Raw genomic sequence first — 17,062 nt, 5'->3', positions numbered from 1 at the left:
CCAAAACGGTCTATCGTATCCGACCGATGGCATATGACTTTGGAACGATCGACGCGACGCTGGCGGCTGCGGTGGGGGATGAACCCGCACTGATCGCAGAGCTTCGCAGCGCTTTTGTCGACAGCGCGCATCGTGCGCTGTCCGCGATGGAGGCGGCCAGTTCGCCCGGCGCATGGCAACAGAGCGGGTGGCGGTTAAAGGGGCTGGCGGCCAGCTTCGGCGCGCTGGACCTGATGGCGCTGGCGGGGGAGGCGGCTGACGCGCAAGTCGGGGATGCCGCGGTATTGCACCGGCTGCACGAAGCCGTTGGACGCTTGTAATTGCCCTTTTCGTCGCCTGCCTTGCCAATTGCTTGGCGGCGCGCCCGCAGCGCGATAGAAGCCGTCGAGATCAACTAGTGTATTGCACGACTAATACGGCTGTGCGAAGAGGGTGGGCATGATGACGACTGCAACCATCGATGGGACGACGATCACGCCTGAGCGTAGCGAAGCGCTGCGCCATGGGATGGTCGCCAGCCAGTTGCGGACCAGCGCCGTGAACGATCCGCGTGTCGTCGCGGCGATGTCGCAGGTGCCGCGCGAGCATTTTCTGCCCGACGCGGTGGCGCGCTTCGCTTATGCCGACACCATGGTCGAGCTGCCTGGCGGGCGCCGGCACAACAACCCGCTCGCAACCGGGCGCCTGTTGACCGAGGCGCGCATCGCGCCCGGCGACCGGGTGCTGCTGATCGGCGCGACGGGCGGCTATGCCGCTGCGCTGCTGTCCAAGCTGGCTCGCGAAGTGGTTGCGTTGGAAAGCGAGCCGTTACTGGTGGCGCTGGCCCGCACGGCACTGGCCGGCGTCGCGAATGTCGAAGTCGTCGAAGGGCCGCTGAACAACGGCTGGGCCGCCGGTGCACCCTATGACGTGATCATCGTCGATGGCGCGATCGAGCAGGTGCCGGATGCATTTCTTGAGCAGGCGCGGCCAGGCGCGCGCATTGCCACCGGGCTGGTCGATCGCGGCGTGACGCGACTGGCCACGGGCACCCGTTCGGCGACGGGTTTTGGTTTGATGGACTTCGCGGATTGTGTGTGTACGGTTTTGCCGGGCTTTGAAAAGCCGCGGGGCTTTACATTCTGATCGAAGGATAATCTGGCGGATCGGGCGGCGACCATAAGGGCGGCTCGCTCAAGCTTCGCATAAAGGGCGGAAGAACGGGCATGGTAAGGGGGATGAGGCTGGCCTTTCTGGCTGGAACGGTGATGCTGTTCCCGATCGGAGCGGCGGCGCAGACGATCGCGCCGCTGCCGCCCGCGCCGCCGGTACCCGAAGCCGTTCCGTCAGCCGCGCAGACGACGCTGCGCGATGCGATGTTGCGCGCCTATCGCGACAATCCGGTAATCGCTGGCGAGCGTGCGAACCTGCGCGCGATCAATGAGGGTGTGCCACTGGCGCGGGCGGATGCATTGCCGCAGCTGGGGGTGCAGGGCAATTACGTCGAAAACGTCGTCCAAGGGCGAAACGCCTTTCTGCAACCCGACCGTGCCCTGACCGCCAACCTCAACGCCAGCCTGAATGTCTTTGCCGCGGGACGGGTTCGCAATTCGGTGGCAGCGGCCAAAACGCGTGTCGAGGCGGGACGCTCGAACCTGCGCAGCAGCGAAGCCGACCTCTTCACCCAGGTTGTCGCTGCCTATAACGATGTGATCCGCGACGAGGCGGTGGTGCAGCTGAACCGCCAGAATGTCCGCAGTCTTGAGATCAACCTTCAGGCCGCGCGTGACCGGTTCGAAGTGGGCGACCTGACGCGCACCGACGTGGCCCAGTCGGAAGCCCGGCTGTCGGGTGCGATCGGCACTCTGCGCCAGGCAGAGGCGCAACTGATCACCAGTCGCGAAACCTATCTTCAGGTCGTGGGCGCGCCGCCGGGCGAACTGGCGCCACCGCCGATGCTGCCCAATCTGCCGCCCGATCCGCAAGCGGCGGTTGGAACCGCGCTGAACAACAATCCCGCGCTGGAAGCAGCCGAGCGTAGTCGGGATGCGGCCGCGCTGGATGTCCGCGCCGCGCGTGCATCGCGTCTGCCCCAGGTGGACGTGGTCGCCGGTGGCAATTACTTCAATTATCTGGGCACATTGCAATCGTCGGTGGTGGGCGGGAGTGTGCCGCAGACGGGCACGGCGGCGCAGGCCGGCATCGGCTTCACCGTGCCGCTTTATCAGGGCGGCCGGCCCGCAGCGCAGGTGCGTCAGGCCCAGGCACGGCAAAGCGTTGCCATCGAACAGGTGACCGCAACCGAGCGTCAGGTGGTGGCACAGGCGCGAACGGCGTTCGCCAACTGGCAATCGGCCCAGCGCGTGATCGAGGCATCGGAAGCCGCCGTCGCAGCCAACCGTCTCAGCCTCGAGGGTGTTCGTGCGGAAAACAGCGTCGGCAACCGCACCATCATCGAAGTGTTGAACGCCGAACAGGAATTGCTGAACAGCCAGGTCGATCTGGTCGGCGCACGGCGCAACGCCTATGTCGCAGGCTTCGCGTTGCTGGCGGCAATGGGCCGGGCAGAAGCCCAGGATCTGGGGCTGGACGGCGGCGCGCTTTACGACCCGATCACGGATTATGAGCGCGTGGACAAGGCGTGGTTCGATTTCGACGACGAGCCCAGGCCGATCGCGGTTGGAACGCGCACGGTCGACGCGCCCGCGCAGACGCCCGTCGTCACGCGGCCGCTGGAGCCGGAACTTCAGCGCCCCGTTGACACCGACCCCGCCAATCCCTCACTTGAAACGCCAACGCCCCGCTGACCGGCGCGGGGGGGCAATGCGGCGAGGTCGTTATGCGGGATTTGGGCACTGAACCGTCGATGGAGGACATCCTGTCCTCGATCAAACGGATCATCGCCGAAGAGGGTGAGCCGCAGGCGCCGCTCAGCCGGCGTATGGGCAGGCCGCTGTCCGACGAGACGGTCGCCGACGACGATGATGATGAGGAAGCCGAAACGGTGCTGGAACTGGACGATGCGGCCGCGGCTGATGTGCCCCGTGCGGAGGCGCCGCGTCCCGAACCGCAGCGCGCGACCTTTGCCGCGGCGGACGGCACTACCGACCCCGACATCCTGTCCCCCCGTGTGGCCCAGGCGACGCGCGGTCGGCTGGAGGCGCTTTCCCGGCTGGTCGTTAAGCCCGAGGTCGCTGGCAGCGACACGCTGGAAGGGCTGGTGCGTGAAATGCTGAAACCGATGCTCAGCGAATGGCTGGACGCCAATCTGCCCGCCATTGTCGAGACGATGGTTTCGCGCGAAATTGCGCGTATTTCGGGTCGCAACGAACGCTGAACCGCGCCCAAGGACCGTATCGCCTTCGCCGTTCCCGGCCGCAACCAACGGCCTTTTCGCGGGTTCGGGGAAGATGAGCGATCAAGATTCGGATAAGCTGCCGGGCGGTATGTTGTTCCCCGGCCTGCCGAAGGCGCCGCAGCCGGACCCGGTGAATGCGTCACAACTGGGTGGCGCGCGTCACGACATCTTCTTCGCGGCGGTCCAGACGACCCGGATGCCGATGATCGTCACCGACCCGCACCAGCCCGACAATCCGATCGTCTTTTCCAATCGCGCGTTCGAGAAGATGACGGGGTACAGCTCGGACGAGATCGTCGGGCGCAACTGCCGTTTCCTTCAGGGCCCGGAAACCGACCGCGCCGCCGTCCGTCAGGTTCGCGAGGCGATCGAGCGGCGCGAGGAAATCGCGGTCGAAATCCTGAACTACCGCAAGAACGGCTCGACATTCTGGAACGCCCTGTTCGTCTCGCCGGTGTTCGACGACGCTGGTGAGTTGCTGTTCTTCTTTGCCAGCCAGCTCGATATCTCCCGCCGCAAGGAAGCCGAAGAGGCGTTGCATCAGGCGCAGAAGATGGAGGCGGTGGGCAAGCTGACCGGCGGCATCGCGCACGATTTCAACAATCTGCTTCAGGTCGTCCTTGGCTATGTCGATCTGCTGGAAGGGCGCGTCGACGAAAATGACCGAGCCGCCCGCCGCGCGATCGAGGCGATCGGCATGGCCGCCAGCCGCGGGGCGACGTTGACCCAGCAGCTGCTCGCCTTTGCCCGGAAACAGGAATTGCGCGAGCGGCTGCTCAATCTGAACACGCTGTTGATGGACTTCGGGCCCGTCATCGAACGCAATCTGGGCGACGGCATCCAAGTGCGGCGACAGCTTGCCGATAATCTGTGGAACAGCCGGATCGACCCGATCCAGGCTGAAATGGCGCTATTGAACCTGCTCTCCAATGCTCGCGACGCGATGGAGGGGAGGGGCACAGTCACCATCGCGACCGAAAACCTGGTGTTGGCAGCCGATGCGCTGCCCGCGCCGGGGCTGGAGCCGGGCGAATATGTCGCGCTGTCGGTGACCGATACCGGTCGCGGCGTCGATGATGACAGCATCCACCGCATTTTCGACCCTTTCTTTTCGACGAAGGGCGTGGGGGAGGGCAGTGGGCTTGGTCTGTCGATGGTCTACGGCTTCATGCGCCAGTCGGGCGGCGGTGTCGCGGTTGAGAACCTGCCGTCGGGCGGCGCGCGCTTTACCCTTTACTTCGTTCGCGCGCGCGGCATGGCCGAGCCAAATACGGCATCGGTCCAGCGGACGCAGGGCGGCGGGGAAGCCATCCTGATGGTCGAGGATCAGCCGCAGGTGGCCGAGCTGGGTCAGGCGATGCTGGAGGATCTGGGCTATTCGGTCGTTCACGCCCTGAACGCCGTTCAGGCGCTGGAGCGGTTACGCGGGGGCGAGCAGTTCAGTCTGCTGTTCACCGATATCGTCATGCCGGGCATGTCGGGCGTTGCACTGGCGCAGACGGTACGGCGGGAATTTCCGAACTTGCCGGTATTGCTGACCACCGGTTATTCAGACCGGGCGCTGGATGAGGATAGCCGTGTCTTTGAAGTAGTGCGAAAGCCCTATCGCCGTGCCGAGCTGTCGCACCGCATCAAGCAATTGCTGGAGGGGCCGAACGGCATCGCCTGATCGCCGATCGCGTCGCGCGTTGCGCCAACGGCTTGTCATCTCGGCTCGCTTGGATAGAGCGGCGCTATGACTGAATTGCCCAAGACGTTCGACCCCGCCGCCATCGAATCGCGCTGGTATGCGCATTGGGAAGGCGCCGGCCTGTTCCGCCCCGAACGGCCGGGTGCCGAACCGTGGACGATCGTCAACCCGCCGCCAAACGTCACCGGCTCGCTGCACATCGGCCACGCGCTGGACAACACGCTGCAGGACATTCTGGTCCGCCACGCCCGGTTGCAGGGCAAGGACGCGCGCTGGGTGGTGGGCACCGACCATGCGGGCATCGCGACGCAGATGGTGGTGGAGCGCAATCTGGCGAAGGACGGCGTCAAGCGCACCGACCTGGGCCGTGAGGCGTTTGTCGACAAGGTCTGGGAATGGAAGGCCGAAAGCGGCGGCGCCATCACGCGCCAGCTGCGGCGGCTGGGCTGTTCGATGGACTGGGCCGACGAACGCTTCACCATGGACGAAGGCTTTTCAAAGGCCGTGCTCAAGGTGTTCGTCGACCTGCACCGCGACGGCCTGATCTATCGCGACAAGCGGCTGGTGAACTGGGACCCCGGCCTTGGCACTGCGATCAGCGATCTTGAGGTCGAAACGCGAGAGGTTCAGGGCGGCTTCTGGCGCATCCGTTACCCGCTTGAGGACGGCAGCGGCCATGTCGAGGTGGCGACCACCCGGCCAGAGACGATGCTGGCCGACATGGCGGTCGCGGTGCATCCCGACGACGACCGCTACAAGGCTTTGGTGGGCAAGCGGCTGCGCCTGCCGATCACGGGCCGGTTGATCCCGATCGTCGCCGACGAACATGCCGATCCCGAACTGGGTTCGGGCGCCGTCAAGATCACGCCGGGGCATGACTTCAACGATTTCGAGGTCGGCCGCCGCGCGGGTATCGAGGCGCGCGACATGCTCAACATGCTCGATGCCAAGGCCGCAATCTGCCAGACCGCCGATGGTCTCGTCCCCGCCGAGTTGATCGGACAGGACCGCTTCGCCGCGCGCAAGGCTGTGGTCGAGCGGCTGAAGGCCGAGGGTTTCCTGATCCCGCACATCGACAAGGACGGCGCGGAGCATGACGCCGAGCCGCGCACCATTCAGGCGCCCTATGGCGACCGGTCGGGCGTGGTCATCGAACCGTGGCTGACCGACCAATGGTATGTGAACGCCGCTGAACTCGCCAAGGCCCCGATCGAGGCGGTTCGCAGCGGCGCAATCGAGATCGTGCCGAAGTCGTGGGAGAAGACGTTCTTCAACTGGATGGAGAACATCCAGCCATGGTGCGTCTCGCGGCAATTGTGGTGGGGACACCGGATTCCGGCGTGGTATGCCGATGACGGCCGCGTGTTCGTCGCCGAGACGGAGGCTGAGGCACAGGCAGCGGCGGGGGCGGGGGTCGCCCTGACCCGCGACCCCGACGTCCTCGACACCTGGTTCTCCTCCGCCCTGTGGCCGTTCGCGACACTGGGCTGGCCAGAAGCCGATCCCAAGGCGGCGGGGCGTTACCCCAACGACATCCTGATTTCGGGCTTCGACATCCTGTTTTTCTGGGATGCGCGGATGATGATGCAGGGCATGCACTTCCTGGGCGATGTGCCGTTCCGCAAGCTGTATCTCCACGGGCTGGTACGCGCGGCCGACGGCGCCAAGATGTCGAAGTCCAAGGGCAATACCGTCGACCCGCTGGGCCTGATCGACAAATACGGCGCCGACGCGCTGCGCTTCTTCATGGCGGCGATGGAAAGCCAGGGCCGCGACATCAAGATGGATGAGAAGCGGGTCGAGGGGTACCGCAACTTCGCGACCAAGTTGTGGAACGCAACGCGCTTTGCCATGGCCAACGGTATCGGCGCGTCGCAGTCGATCGAGCCGCCGGTCGCGACCCACGCCGTGAACAAGTGGATCATCGCCGAAACTGTCGAGGTGGTGCAGGCGCTGGATCTGGCGCTGGCCGATCTGCGCTTCGATGCGGCGGCGAACGCGATCTACCAGTTCGTGTGGAGCCGCTTCTGCGACTGGTATCTCGAGCTGATCAAGGGCACCATCGACAAGGAAACCAAGGCCGTTGCCGGTTGGGTGCTGGACCAGATTCTGGTCATGCTGCACCCCTTCATGCCCTTCATCACCGAAGAGCTGTGGCATGCGCTGGGCACGCGCGAATATGATCTGATCGTCGCGAAATGGCCGATGCCCGACGCCCGCGCGCTCGACCCCGAAGCCAAGGCCGAGATCGACTGGCTGATCCGGCTGGTCAGCGAAGTGCGCGCAGCGCGCAACGAGCTGAACGTACCGCCGGGTGCGCGCCTGCCCATTCTGGCGCGCGATGCCGATGCCACGACCGAAGCGCGCCTTCAGTCACAGACGGTGGCGCTGGCCCGGCTGGCGCGCGTCGACCTGATCGTCGGGCAATTGCCGCCGGGCGGGGCGTTGCAGGTGGTGGTCGACCAGACGACCTATATGATGCCCCTGGGCGACGTCATCGACCTCGACGCCGAACGCGCGCGCCTGACCAAGGCGATTGCCGCCGCGACGAAGGAGCGCGATTCGCTAGCCGGGCGCCTGTCCAATGCCAGCTTCATCGAACGCGCCAAGCCCGAAGCGGTTGAAAAGGCGCGGGCGGATCATGCGGACAAGGCGGCAGAGGCCGAACGGCTGTCGGCGGCGCTGGCGCGGCTGGGGTGACCCCCTGGCTGCCTGCCAACGCACCGCTTGCCCGCGCCGCGCCAACGGCTAAACCAACGGGGAAGTAGAACGGGGGCGGGGATGACGATGGTCGTAAATGCGGTGGACGGCGCCGGGGAAACCCCCTCGGCCAGCGATATCCGGCGGGTCATCACCGCATCTTCGCTGGGCACCGTGTTCGAATGGTATGACTTCTTCATCTATGGCACGCTCGCAGCGTCGGGGATTATCGGGCGCACTTTCTTTCCCGCCGGGTCGGAAGTCATGCAGGCGCTGCTTGCCTGGGCAGGCTTTGCCATCGGCTTCGGCTTTCGTCCGCTGGGCGCGGTGCTTTTCGGCTATCTGGGCGACCGGCTGGGCCGCAAATATACGTTCCTCGTCACCATCACGCTGATGGGCGTGGCGACGGCGGGGGTTGGCTTCGTCCCCTCCGCCGCATCGATCGGCATGGCCGCGCCCACGATCATCATCCTGCTCAGGATCGCGCAGGGACTGGCGCTGGGCGGCGAATATGGCGGGGCGGCCATCTATGTTGCGGAGCATTCACCGCAAAAGCGCCGCGGCTATTATACCAGCTTCATTCAGGCGAGCGTGGCGGGCGGTTTCATCCTCAGCCTGATCGTCGTGCTTGGCTTCAAGGGCGCGATGTCGGCGCAGACCTGGCTCGACTGGGGCTGGCGCATGCCCTTCATCTTCTCAATCCTGCTGCTGGCGGTGTCGCTGTGGATGCGCTTCAAATTGTCGGAAAGCCCGGTGTTCCGCGCGATGAAGGCGGCGGGCAAGCTGGCGGGCAATCCGTTCGTGCAAAGCTTTACCTATCCCGGCAACAAAAAGCGGCTGCTGGTCGCGCTGTTCGGCATCGCGGCGGGTCTGACGGTGATCTGGTACACCGCCATGTTCAGCGTGCTGTCGTTCCTGACCGGCCCGATGCGGGTCGAGGAGACGACGGCGCAGCTGATTACCGGCGCTGGCGCTGCCGCGGGTCTGTTCTGGTTCGTGCTGTTCGGGCGCCTGTCCGACCGGATCGGGCGCAAATTGCCGATCGTCGTCGGGCTGATCGCCTCGCTCCTGTTCCTGTTCCCACTGTTCTGGCTGATCGGCGGCGCCGCCAATCCCGGCCTTGCCCAGGCCGCCGCGCGGGCGCCCGTAATCGTGCACGGACCGGCCTGTGCCTATGATCCGTTTGTGGCGAAGCAGGCGGACCGGTGCGGACAGGTACTGGATCACCTGTCGAAACAGGGCATCGCCTATACCAAGGCGCCCGCCAATGTCGTTGCGGTGACGGTCGGCGGCATGCCTGTCGCCGATGTCAGCCCTGCCGGTCTGGACGCCGCGCTGGCAGAGGCGGGATACAGGCTGGAAAAGGTGGTGCCGACCGGCACCAATCTGGCCATCATTCTGGTCGCAATCATCGGCCTCAGCGCACTGTCGGGCGCAACCTATGGCCCGGTCGCCGCCGTGCTGGCAGAGATGTTTCCGCCCAGCATCCGATATTCGTCGATGTCGATCCCCTATCATATCGGCACCGGATATTTCGGCGGATTCCTGCCCTTTATCAGCCAGTATATCGTCGCGCGCACGGGTGATCCCTATGCCGGGTTGTGGTACACGATGGGCGTAGCGGCGATGGCGCTGCTGGTCGTCGCATTCGGTCTGAAGGAAACGCTGGGGAACGAAGCGACGGACTGAAGGCGGCGCGGCTGCGCGGGCTGGTCCCGGCGGCCATGTCGCGCTAGCGGGGCCGGGTGACCAATATCGAGCTTCCCTCACGCCTGATCCTCGACGCCGCCGCGCTTGCGGACAACTGGCGCGCGCTAAAGGCGCTGGGCGGCGGCGTGGCGACAGGCGCGGCGGTCAAGGCGAATGGATATGGACTGGGCGCGGCGGGCGTGGTCGAGCGGCTGGCGCACGCCGGTTGCCGCGACTTCTTCGTCGCCACCTGGGCAGAGGCCGCCGCGCTGGCGCCGCTGGTGCAGAGACATCAATTGTCGCTGTCAGTGCTTCACGGCGTTCGCGCCGCCGATATGGCCGTGGCAACGACGTTGCCCGCGCGGCCGGTGTTGAACACGGCGGAGCAGATCGCCCGCTGGCGTGGGCATGGTGACTGCGACGTCATGGTCGACACGGGCATGAACCGGCTGGGCCTGTCTGTTGATGAGATCACGGTGCTGGACGGCATGGCGATCGGTACGCTGATGAGCCACCTTGCCTGCGCCGAGGAAGCATCCCCAATGAACGTAGCCCAGCGCGACGCCTTTTCCGCGTTGGCGGGGCGCACGTCTGCGGCGCGGATGAGCCTGGCCAATTCGGCGGGCATCGCGCTGGGACGCGACTTCGCCTTCGACCTGACCCGGCCCGGTCTGGCGCTATATGGCGGTGTCCCCTGTGCCGCGATGGTGCCGCACATCCGGCCTGTGGTCGCGATAGAGGCTCAGATCCTGCAGCGGCGTCGTGTCCCCGCGGGGGGCAGCGTGGGCTATAATGCCACCTGGATCGCGCCCGACACGACCGAAGTGGGGATCATCAACCTTGGCTATGCCGATGGCTTTCCCTGTGCGCTTCAGCATGATGCCGTCGCCACAACCGACGGTGCACGACTGCCGATCCTGGGCCGGGTGTCGATGGACCTGATCGCCATTGACGTGACCGCCGCGCCGCGTCTGGGGGAGGGGGATTGGGTGCACTTCTCGCCCGATCTGCCGGCATGGGCGGCGGCATCGGGCCGGTCGCAATATGAATTGCTGACGGGCCTAGGCGCCCGGTTCGAACGGCGCTGGATCGACTAGGTCAAGCGCCGCCCATCGTCCACGGGTCCACCGGCTGCGCGCGGATCCAGCGGGTCGCTAGCAGCTTCTGCCCCGCCGTCACGGGCAGGCCGGCATGTTCGGCATCCGGATCGGGCCGACCGTCGGCCAGCACATTGTCGAAGATCAGTGCATCGCCACCGCGACCTGCGACGGTCAGGCCGTTTTTCAGGAAGCGCGTCTCACCGCCCTGATAGCCGTGGTTCAGGTACAGCAGCACGGTCTTCGTTCGCTGGTTTGCTTGTCCCGGCAGCGCGTCCAGATGCGGCCGGTATTCCTGTCCGGGACGGTATTCCAGCAACGTCAGCGGCTCGCCTTGCGTTACGTTCGTGCCTGTAATTCGCGCAATTCGCCGCAGGATCGCCTGTATCGGCAGGCTCTCGCGCGTGGGACCAATGGCTGCATTGCGGGACGTGCGGATCGGGTGGGCGATCAGCCTGCCGGTGCGCGGGTCGACGACGGTTGCTGGCTCCAGAAGGTCGGCGGCGGCCTGAACCACGTGACGCGCCTCAGCGGGAGAGATGAAGCCGTTGGCGAGAGCAACCTTTGGCGCGTCGCTGAGCGACCTGACATCGGGCAGGCGTTTCGGGTTACCTTCACTGTCCAGATCCATTGAATCGAGCAATGCAAGATGCTCGCGGGCGATCTGATGGCGGGTCGCCGCTTCCCTGAGAAGCGCGACCGCCCTCTGCCAGTCGCTGTCGCCACCGGTCCCGTTGGCGGTCAAAGCCGCTTCCGTCAGCACTGCGCCGGGGTGCCCGCCCTTACGCGCCAGCGCCAATGCATTGCGCGCAGCGGGAAGGTCGCGGGGAACGTGGCTGCCGACCAGATAAAGAATAGCCAGTCTGAACCACGCCGCCGCATCGCCCCGCTGGCCCGCCATCTTGAGCATCGAGATCGCGTCGTCGGGACGCCCGGCGGCGATCAGGCGGTTTGCGGCGTCATGGTGCATGATGTGATTATCAAAGGCTGCGGCGCAAAAGAAAAGGGGCCGGGCGCGAACGCCCGACCCCCAATCCTGTCGATCGTGGACGATCAGAACTTCGCAACGAAGCCCAGATAGCCGTAACGGCCGCGCACATCATAGACGCCCGAGCCTCCGCCGACGCCCGTCAGGCCGAGCGGCGGCAGCTGGTTGCCGATATTGTCGACACCGGCATACAGGTTGAACTTGTCGTTGATGTCCACATCTGCCCGGATGTTGTGGTAGAACACCTCCGGATAGAACTGGAACGGCGCATAGTCAGGGTTCTCCGGCGGACGGCCCTGGAGCGAGTTAAAGTCCTCATAGGTGTTGAGGTACTGCTTGCTCAGCCAGCGCATTTCATAGCCGAAGCGAACATTGCCAACGCCCAGACGTGCGTTGATGTTCACCTGATCCCGCGGGTTGCCCAGTTCGTACAGAACGCGGTTGATCCGGTCCGGATCGGTCGGGTTGGTGAAGCTGTCACGCTGAAGCACGCGCGTCCAGATGCCCGACAGCACCAGGTTACCCCAGCCAAGATTCTGGCGGTAGCTGATGTTGGTGTCGATGCCGCGCGCCTTGAGCTTGGCGAAGTTCAGCGTCGATGCGAGCAGCGAGCCCTCAAGGATGCGGAATTCTTCTTCACCGTTCGGGCCGCCGCCGGGACCGGCGCGCTGGATCAGGTCACAGAACTGGTTGTCCAGCGTGGCCAGGTCATAGCACTGGTTGGCGATCGTCTGGGCCGAGACCGAAGTGATCACGTTCTTAACCGCGACGTCGTAATAGTCGACCGAGATCGAGAAGCCGGGGAAGAAGGTCGGCTCAAAGATACCGCCGATCGTGTACGAAACGCCGGTTTCTTCGCGCAGATCCGGATTGCCGCCGCTCAGGATTTCCAGCGACGAGGTGTAGACATAGTCATAACCAGCCGGACGGCCCGCTGCGGCGCAATTCGCGGCGCGAGTGTTCGAACCCTGACCGATGTTACGCTCCGAGCAGGGATCGCTGAAGCCGGGTGCGAAGTTCTGGCTCTGGGCCGAGTAGAGCTCCGACAGGTTCGGCGAACGAACCGACCGCGAATAGCTGCCGCGGAAGCGGACATCCGGGATCGGCGCATAGTCGACGCCTGCGCTCCATGCGAACACGGTCCCGACCGCGTTGTTATAGTCGGCCAGACGGCCCGAACCGGTGATCGTCAGGGCATGCGCAAACGGCAGGTCCTTCAGCAGCGGGATCGATACTTCGCCGAAGACTTCCTTCACTTCGAACGCCGGGGCCGTGAATTCCGGAATGGCGTTGTAGAAGGCGTAACCAGCCTGCGTCAGGTCGTCGAGATCGTAATAGTTGGTTTCACGGCGATATTCCGCGCCGACCGAGAATGCGATCGGGCCGCCCGGCAGCTCGAACAGCTGGCTGAGGTCACCCGAGACAAAGCCCGAACCGACAAACTGCGTGATCTTGCCGGTCGCCAGTGAGTCCATGATCACATAATCGCGCGCCGCCTGCGACGAAGCGCCCTGGCCGAACGGATTGATGGGCACGCATGCCGCGACGTCGGCCGCAAGCGTTGCGGGATTGTCGACATAGGCGACTGCTGCCGCCGGATCGATCTGCGAACGGCAGACGATCTGACCAGCCGAATTGCGAGCGGCATCCAGACCCAGCAAATAACGCTGGATGTTGACGTTGCCAGCAATCAGGTTGGTTTCGTTGTGCTCGCCATAGTTGGCCGACAGCTCGTAGTTCCAGTCATCGTTGAAGTCGCCGCGGATACCGCCAACGATGCGGAAGGTTTCACGCGTGATTTCTTCGTCGCGGATGCCGAATTCGACCCAGTTCTTGCGAAGCGCGAAGCGGGTGTCTCCAGCAGGAGCGCTGGCACCCGACGCGATGCGGGCCGCCGTCAGGACGCCGCGTGCCTGGTCGGTCAGATAGGGATTGTCGAAGCGGATCTGTTCACGCGCCCCTGCGCCGAGCGTGCCACCCTGCGAGAAGAACGGGCCCGACTGCGAACCGAACGCCTTGGAACGCGAATACTTCGCCTCGAAGAACGGAACGAACGCCGGGCTCACTTCAAAGTGGCCGATGGCGTTGACCGACACGCGCTCAAGATCAGGCGACAGCGCCAGCAACTGGCCTTCGCGATTGGAAAGGCCGTTGCCGCCGATGAAGTTGCCGTTTGGTGCCAGGCCGACCCGCTGGCCGGTCTGGGGGACCAGCGTGCCATCGGGGTTGAACAGATAGGCACAGGTATAGGGGCTGCCCAGTGGGTCACGACCGCAGGCGCCTGACGGGCTGGCATAAGCCACCTGGCCGCCGAGCGACAGCGTCGCGAAACGGATGTCGCGCATGAACTGACGGTCGGGGGTACTGTCGAAATTGGTGCCGGTGTCGGTGTCGACGGTGACGAAGCCGTTGTTTTGGCGGAACGCCGGGCGGCCCGAACCATAATAGTCCGACTGGTGCGAGAATTCGACGTTCAGCGCGACGTTACCGCGACCTTCGGCGAAGTTCTTGCCGACCAAGGCCGACACATACTGGTTGCCTGCATCGCCATAGTCGACGTTAACGCCGGCCTGACCACGCAGCTGGATGCCTTCAAAATTGTCCTTCAGGACAAAGTTCACGACGCCTGCGATCGCGTCCGAACCATAGACCGACGAGCTGCCGCCGGTCGTGATGTCCACGCGCTCGATCAGGTCGGTCGGGATGGTGTTGATGTCGGGCGAAACGCCGTTGACGAGAATGTCGCCAGCAACATGACGGCGGCCGTTGACCAGTACCAGGGTGCGCTGGGTGCCCAGGTTACGCAGGTCGAGCAGGCTGATGCCGCGGGTGCCAAGGAACCGGGTCGAGTTCTGCTGGCTGTAGGTGTTCGCCAGCTGCGGCAGGTCGTTCAGGATGTCGCCGACCGAAACCTGACCGGTTTCGAAAAACTCCTCGCCCGAAACCGAGGTGATCGGCACCGTCGACTCGAGGTTGGGCTGGCGGATACGCGTGCCAGTGACGACGATCGAGGCGTCGGCGTCGGGCGTGGTCTGGTCAGCTTCCAGCTGCTCTGCCTGGGCGGCTGCGGGCGGAACGGCCGCTTGGCCGAACGCAGCCGTCGGCAGGAATGCCGCGACGCCTGCCAGCGCAGTCGCAGACATCCATCGAGTGTTACGCATGATATCCCCTTTGCACATTTCTGAACGCTTGATGAGCGAACAAAAGCGCTTTGACGCGTGGGGAGCAAGTCACGGATGGTACGGTCTGAAACTTGGTGGCGGGACGTGACAAAACTGTCACATCCCGCACGGCGACACTCCGGAGACCGTGGCTTTTTAGTCGCGCTCGACGCACATGGCGATGCCCATGCCGCCGCCGATGCACAGCGTGGCCAGGCCCTTTTTCGCGTCGCGGCGCTGCATTGCGTATAGCAGCGTGGTCAGCACGCGCGCGCCCGATGCGCCGATCGGGTGGCCAATGGCGATGGCCCCGCCGTTCACGTTCAGCTTGTCGTCCGACCAGCCCATGTCCTTGCCAACGGCCAGTGCCTGTGCGGCAAACGCCTCGTTCGCTTCAATCAGGTCAAGGTCGGCGACGGTCCAGCCCGCCTTCTCCAGCGCGCGGCGGCTGGCGGGGACGGGGCCAATGCCCATGACCGACGGGTCGACACCCGCGCTGGCAAAGCTCTTGATCGTGGCGAGCGGAGTAATGCCGCGCTTGTCGGCTTCCTCACGCGTCATGAGCACCAGCGCGGCGGCGCCGTCGTTGATGCCACTGGCGTTGCCCGCCGTAACCGTGCCGTCCTTTTTAAAGGCCGGACGGAGGCCCGACACCGCATCCAGCGTCGCACCCGCGCGGATATATTCGTCATCGGCCACGACATTCTCGCCCTTGCGGGTCTTGATCGTGACGGGCGCGATTTCGTCCTTGAAGTGGCCTTCGCTGCGGGCCCTTTCCGCCAGATTTTGCGAGCGCACGGCAAAGGCGTCCTGATCGACGCGCGTCACCTGATATTGCTCAGCCAGATTTTCGGCGGTGATGCCCATGTGATAGCCGTTGAACACGTCGGTCAGGCCGTCCTTGATCATGGTGTCGACCAGGCTGGCATCGCCCATCTTGGTGCCCGCGCGCATCTGAACGGCATGGGCGGACATCGACATGGATTCCTGTCCCCCGGCAACGACGATGCTGGCATCGCCATTGGCGATCGCCTGCATGCCCAGGGCAACGGTGCGCAGGCCCGACCCGCAGACCTGATTGACGCCCCATGCGGGCACTTCCTTGGGGATGCCAGCGGCCATTGACGCCTGACGCGCGGGGTTCTGGCCCTGCCCGGCGGTCAGCACCTGACCCATGATGACTTCGGAAACTTCCTCGCCCTTTACCCCGGCCTGTTCCAGCGCGGCTTCGATCGCGATGCGGCCCAGTTCATGGGCGGGCGTGCCGGCGAACGCGCCGAGGAAACTGCCGACGGGCGTGCGCTTTGCGGCGGCGATAACGATCTGGGTCATGGACGGAAGCTCCTGGGCATGAGGGTCGTTCGGGTGGCAATCTAGCGACGACGGCGGCGCTTAACCAGTCGGCCAGCGGCGCCCATAGCTGTGTTCTGGCGCGAGAGCCGACGATCATGCCGACATGCCCGGCATTCAGCACGCGCCGGTCGCGCAGCATCGCGCTGGTCGTGGCGGGCACGATCCGGTCGGTCGCGGACACAAACTCGACATGCGGCATCGAAAGTCCCGCCGCGTCGACACGCTGGCCGCCGACGCGCCAGCGCCCGGTGCCGGGCATATCCGCGTCATAGAAATCGTCGAACAACTCACGCCCGGCGGCATAGGTCAGGGGCGCGCCCTGATTGGACCAGTCCTCCAGCGCGACAAAGGCGGCAGCGTCGCGCCCCGCCGGGTCAAGCGTCGCGAAACGGGCGTATTTGTCGAGCGTGCGGTCAGGGTCCAGCCGCCAGAAACCGCTTTGCAACACCTCCATCGGCACCACGCCCAGCGCCGCGCAACCGGGCTCCCCGGCTTGCCAAAGTCCAGCGATGTCCGCGCGTGCGGCATCAGAAAAGGCGGAGAAGCGCCACGGCGTCGCCAGCAGCGCCAGCCCGGCAAGCGGCGTCAGCGCTGCCGCCGCCATCGCCATCGTCCCGCCCAAGCAATAGCCGACCAGCACCGGCGGCTGGTCCAGCGTCGCCAGCATCGGCAACAGGCGTTCAGTGACATGGCCACCGATGTCGAGGCCGCGATCCTCCCACGCCGAGGTGCCCCAATCGACCAGCATTGGCGCCAATCCCACATCCGCAAGATAGCCCAGCAGCGAATTGTCGGGCGCCAGGTCCAGCACATGCGGCGGATTGATCAGCGAGGGCACGAATACAACGGGCGCCCCCTTGCTCGCGTCTCCGCGATAGTCGCGCAGGGTGGCGTTGCCGGCCTGTGCCAGCACGGGGCGCGGGGCGCGGGGCGTGTTGCGCGGGGCGCGTTGATAGGCAGCCAGTCCGGCCAGAACGGCGTCGCGCCGATTGGACGATGCTGCGGTCCTTTCGCGCAGCATGGAAAGAAACAGGGGCAGCGGACGCG

The 17,062-nt window shown here is 65.1% G+C and carries 12 protein-coding genes; 8 read left to right on the top strand and 4 right to left on the bottom strand.

The genetic code is table 11. The features are described from left to right. The first annotated feature begins 26 nt into the window (after positions 1-26). The 8 genes from ACAX61_RS04735 (at position 27) to alr (ending at position 10,513) form a co-directional block, all read left to right on the top strand. Entirely contained in the window at positions 27-320 is a 294-nt protein-coding gene (locus ACAX61_RS04735; protein ID WP_370713649.1) for an Hpt domain-containing protein, read from the top strand. A gap of 118 nt (positions 321-438) precedes the next feature. After that, entirely contained in the window at positions 439-1,125 is a 687-nt protein-coding gene (locus ACAX61_RS04730; RefSeq protein WP_370713648.1) for a protein-L-isoaspartate O-methyltransferase family protein, read from the top strand. Positions 1,126-1,205: 80 nt separating this feature from the next. Further along, a complete protein-coding gene (locus ACAX61_RS04725) occupies positions 1,206-2,786 on the top strand; it encodes a TolC family outer membrane protein (protein ID WP_370713647.1) in 1,581 nt (526 codons plus the stop codon). A 32-nt stretch (positions 2,787-2,818) separates the two neighbouring features. Continuing rightward, complete coding sequence (locus ACAX61_RS04720) at positions 2,819-3,316, top strand: DUF2497 domain-containing protein (RefSeq protein ID WP_370713646.1); 498 nt, start codon at positions 2,819-2,821, stop codon at positions 3,314-3,316. Positions 3,317-3,389: 73 nt separating this feature from the next. Next, positions 3,390-5,006 (top strand): histidine kinase famiy protein, encoded by a 1,617-nt coding sequence (locus tag ACAX61_RS04715; protein WP_370713645.1) that lies wholly within the window; start codon positions 3,390-3,392, stop codon positions 5,004-5,006. Positions 5,007-5,072: 66 nt separating this feature from the next. After that, the gene (locus ACAX61_RS04710; protein WP_370713644.1) at positions 5,073-7,727 is read left to right on the top strand and encodes a valine--tRNA ligase; all 2,655 of its coding nucleotides are present in this window, start codon (positions 5,073-5,075) and stop codon (positions 7,725-7,727) included. 87 nt (positions 7,728-7,814) lie between these two features. Next, positions 7,815-9,416 carry an MFS transporter gene (locus ACAX61_RS04705; RefSeq protein ID WP_370714903.1) on the top strand — a complete coding sequence of 534 codons (1,602 nt, stop codon included), beginning with the start codon at positions 7,815-7,817 and terminating at the stop codon, positions 9,414-9,416. Positions 9,417-9,481: 65 nt separating this feature from the next. After that, on the top strand, positions 9,482-10,513 hold the full coding sequence (gene alr, locus ACAX61_RS04700; protein ID WP_370714902.1) for an alanine racemase: 1,032 nt from the start codon (positions 9,482-9,484) through the stop codon (positions 10,511-10,513). A gap of 1 nt (position 10,514) precedes the next feature. Here the strand turns inward: alr and ACAX61_RS04695 are convergent, their stop codons facing one another. The 4 genes from ACAX61_RS04695 to ACAX61_RS04680 form a co-directional block, all read right to left on the bottom strand. After that, positions 10,515-11,483 (bottom strand): 2OG-Fe(II) oxygenase, encoded by a 969-nt coding sequence (locus ACAX61_RS04695; protein WP_370713643.1) that lies wholly within the window; start codon positions 11,481-11,483, stop codon positions 10,515-10,517. A gap of 83 nt (positions 11,484-11,566) precedes the next feature. Then, entirely contained in the window at positions 11,567-14,662 is a 3,096-nt protein-coding gene (locus ACAX61_RS04690) for a TonB-dependent receptor domain-containing protein (RefSeq protein WP_370713642.1), read from the bottom strand. Between the two features lie 156 nt (positions 14,663-14,818). After that, the gene (locus ACAX61_RS04685; protein ID WP_370713641.1) at positions 14,819-15,994 is read right to left on the bottom strand and encodes an acetyl-CoA C-acetyltransferase; all 1,176 of its coding nucleotides are present in this window, start codon (positions 15,992-15,994) and stop codon (positions 14,819-14,821) included. Continuing rightward, on the bottom strand, positions 15,912-17,036 hold the full coding sequence (locus tag ACAX61_RS04680) for a polyhydroxyalkanoate synthase family protein (RefSeq protein WP_370713640.1): 1,125 nt from the start codon (positions 17,034-17,036) through the stop codon (positions 15,912-15,914). The genes ACAX61_RS04685 and ACAX61_RS04680 overlap by 83 nt, the downstream gene beginning before the upstream one ends. Positions 17,037-17,062: the final 26 nt, after the last annotated feature.

The organism is Sphingomonas sp. IW22, from assembly GCF_041321155.1.
GTDB lineage: Bacteria > Pseudomonadota > Alphaproteobacteria > Sphingomonadales > Sphingomonadaceae > Sphingomonas.
Note: the sequence above shows the minus strand (reverse complement) of the source record. Positions and strands in the feature narration are given on the sequence as shown.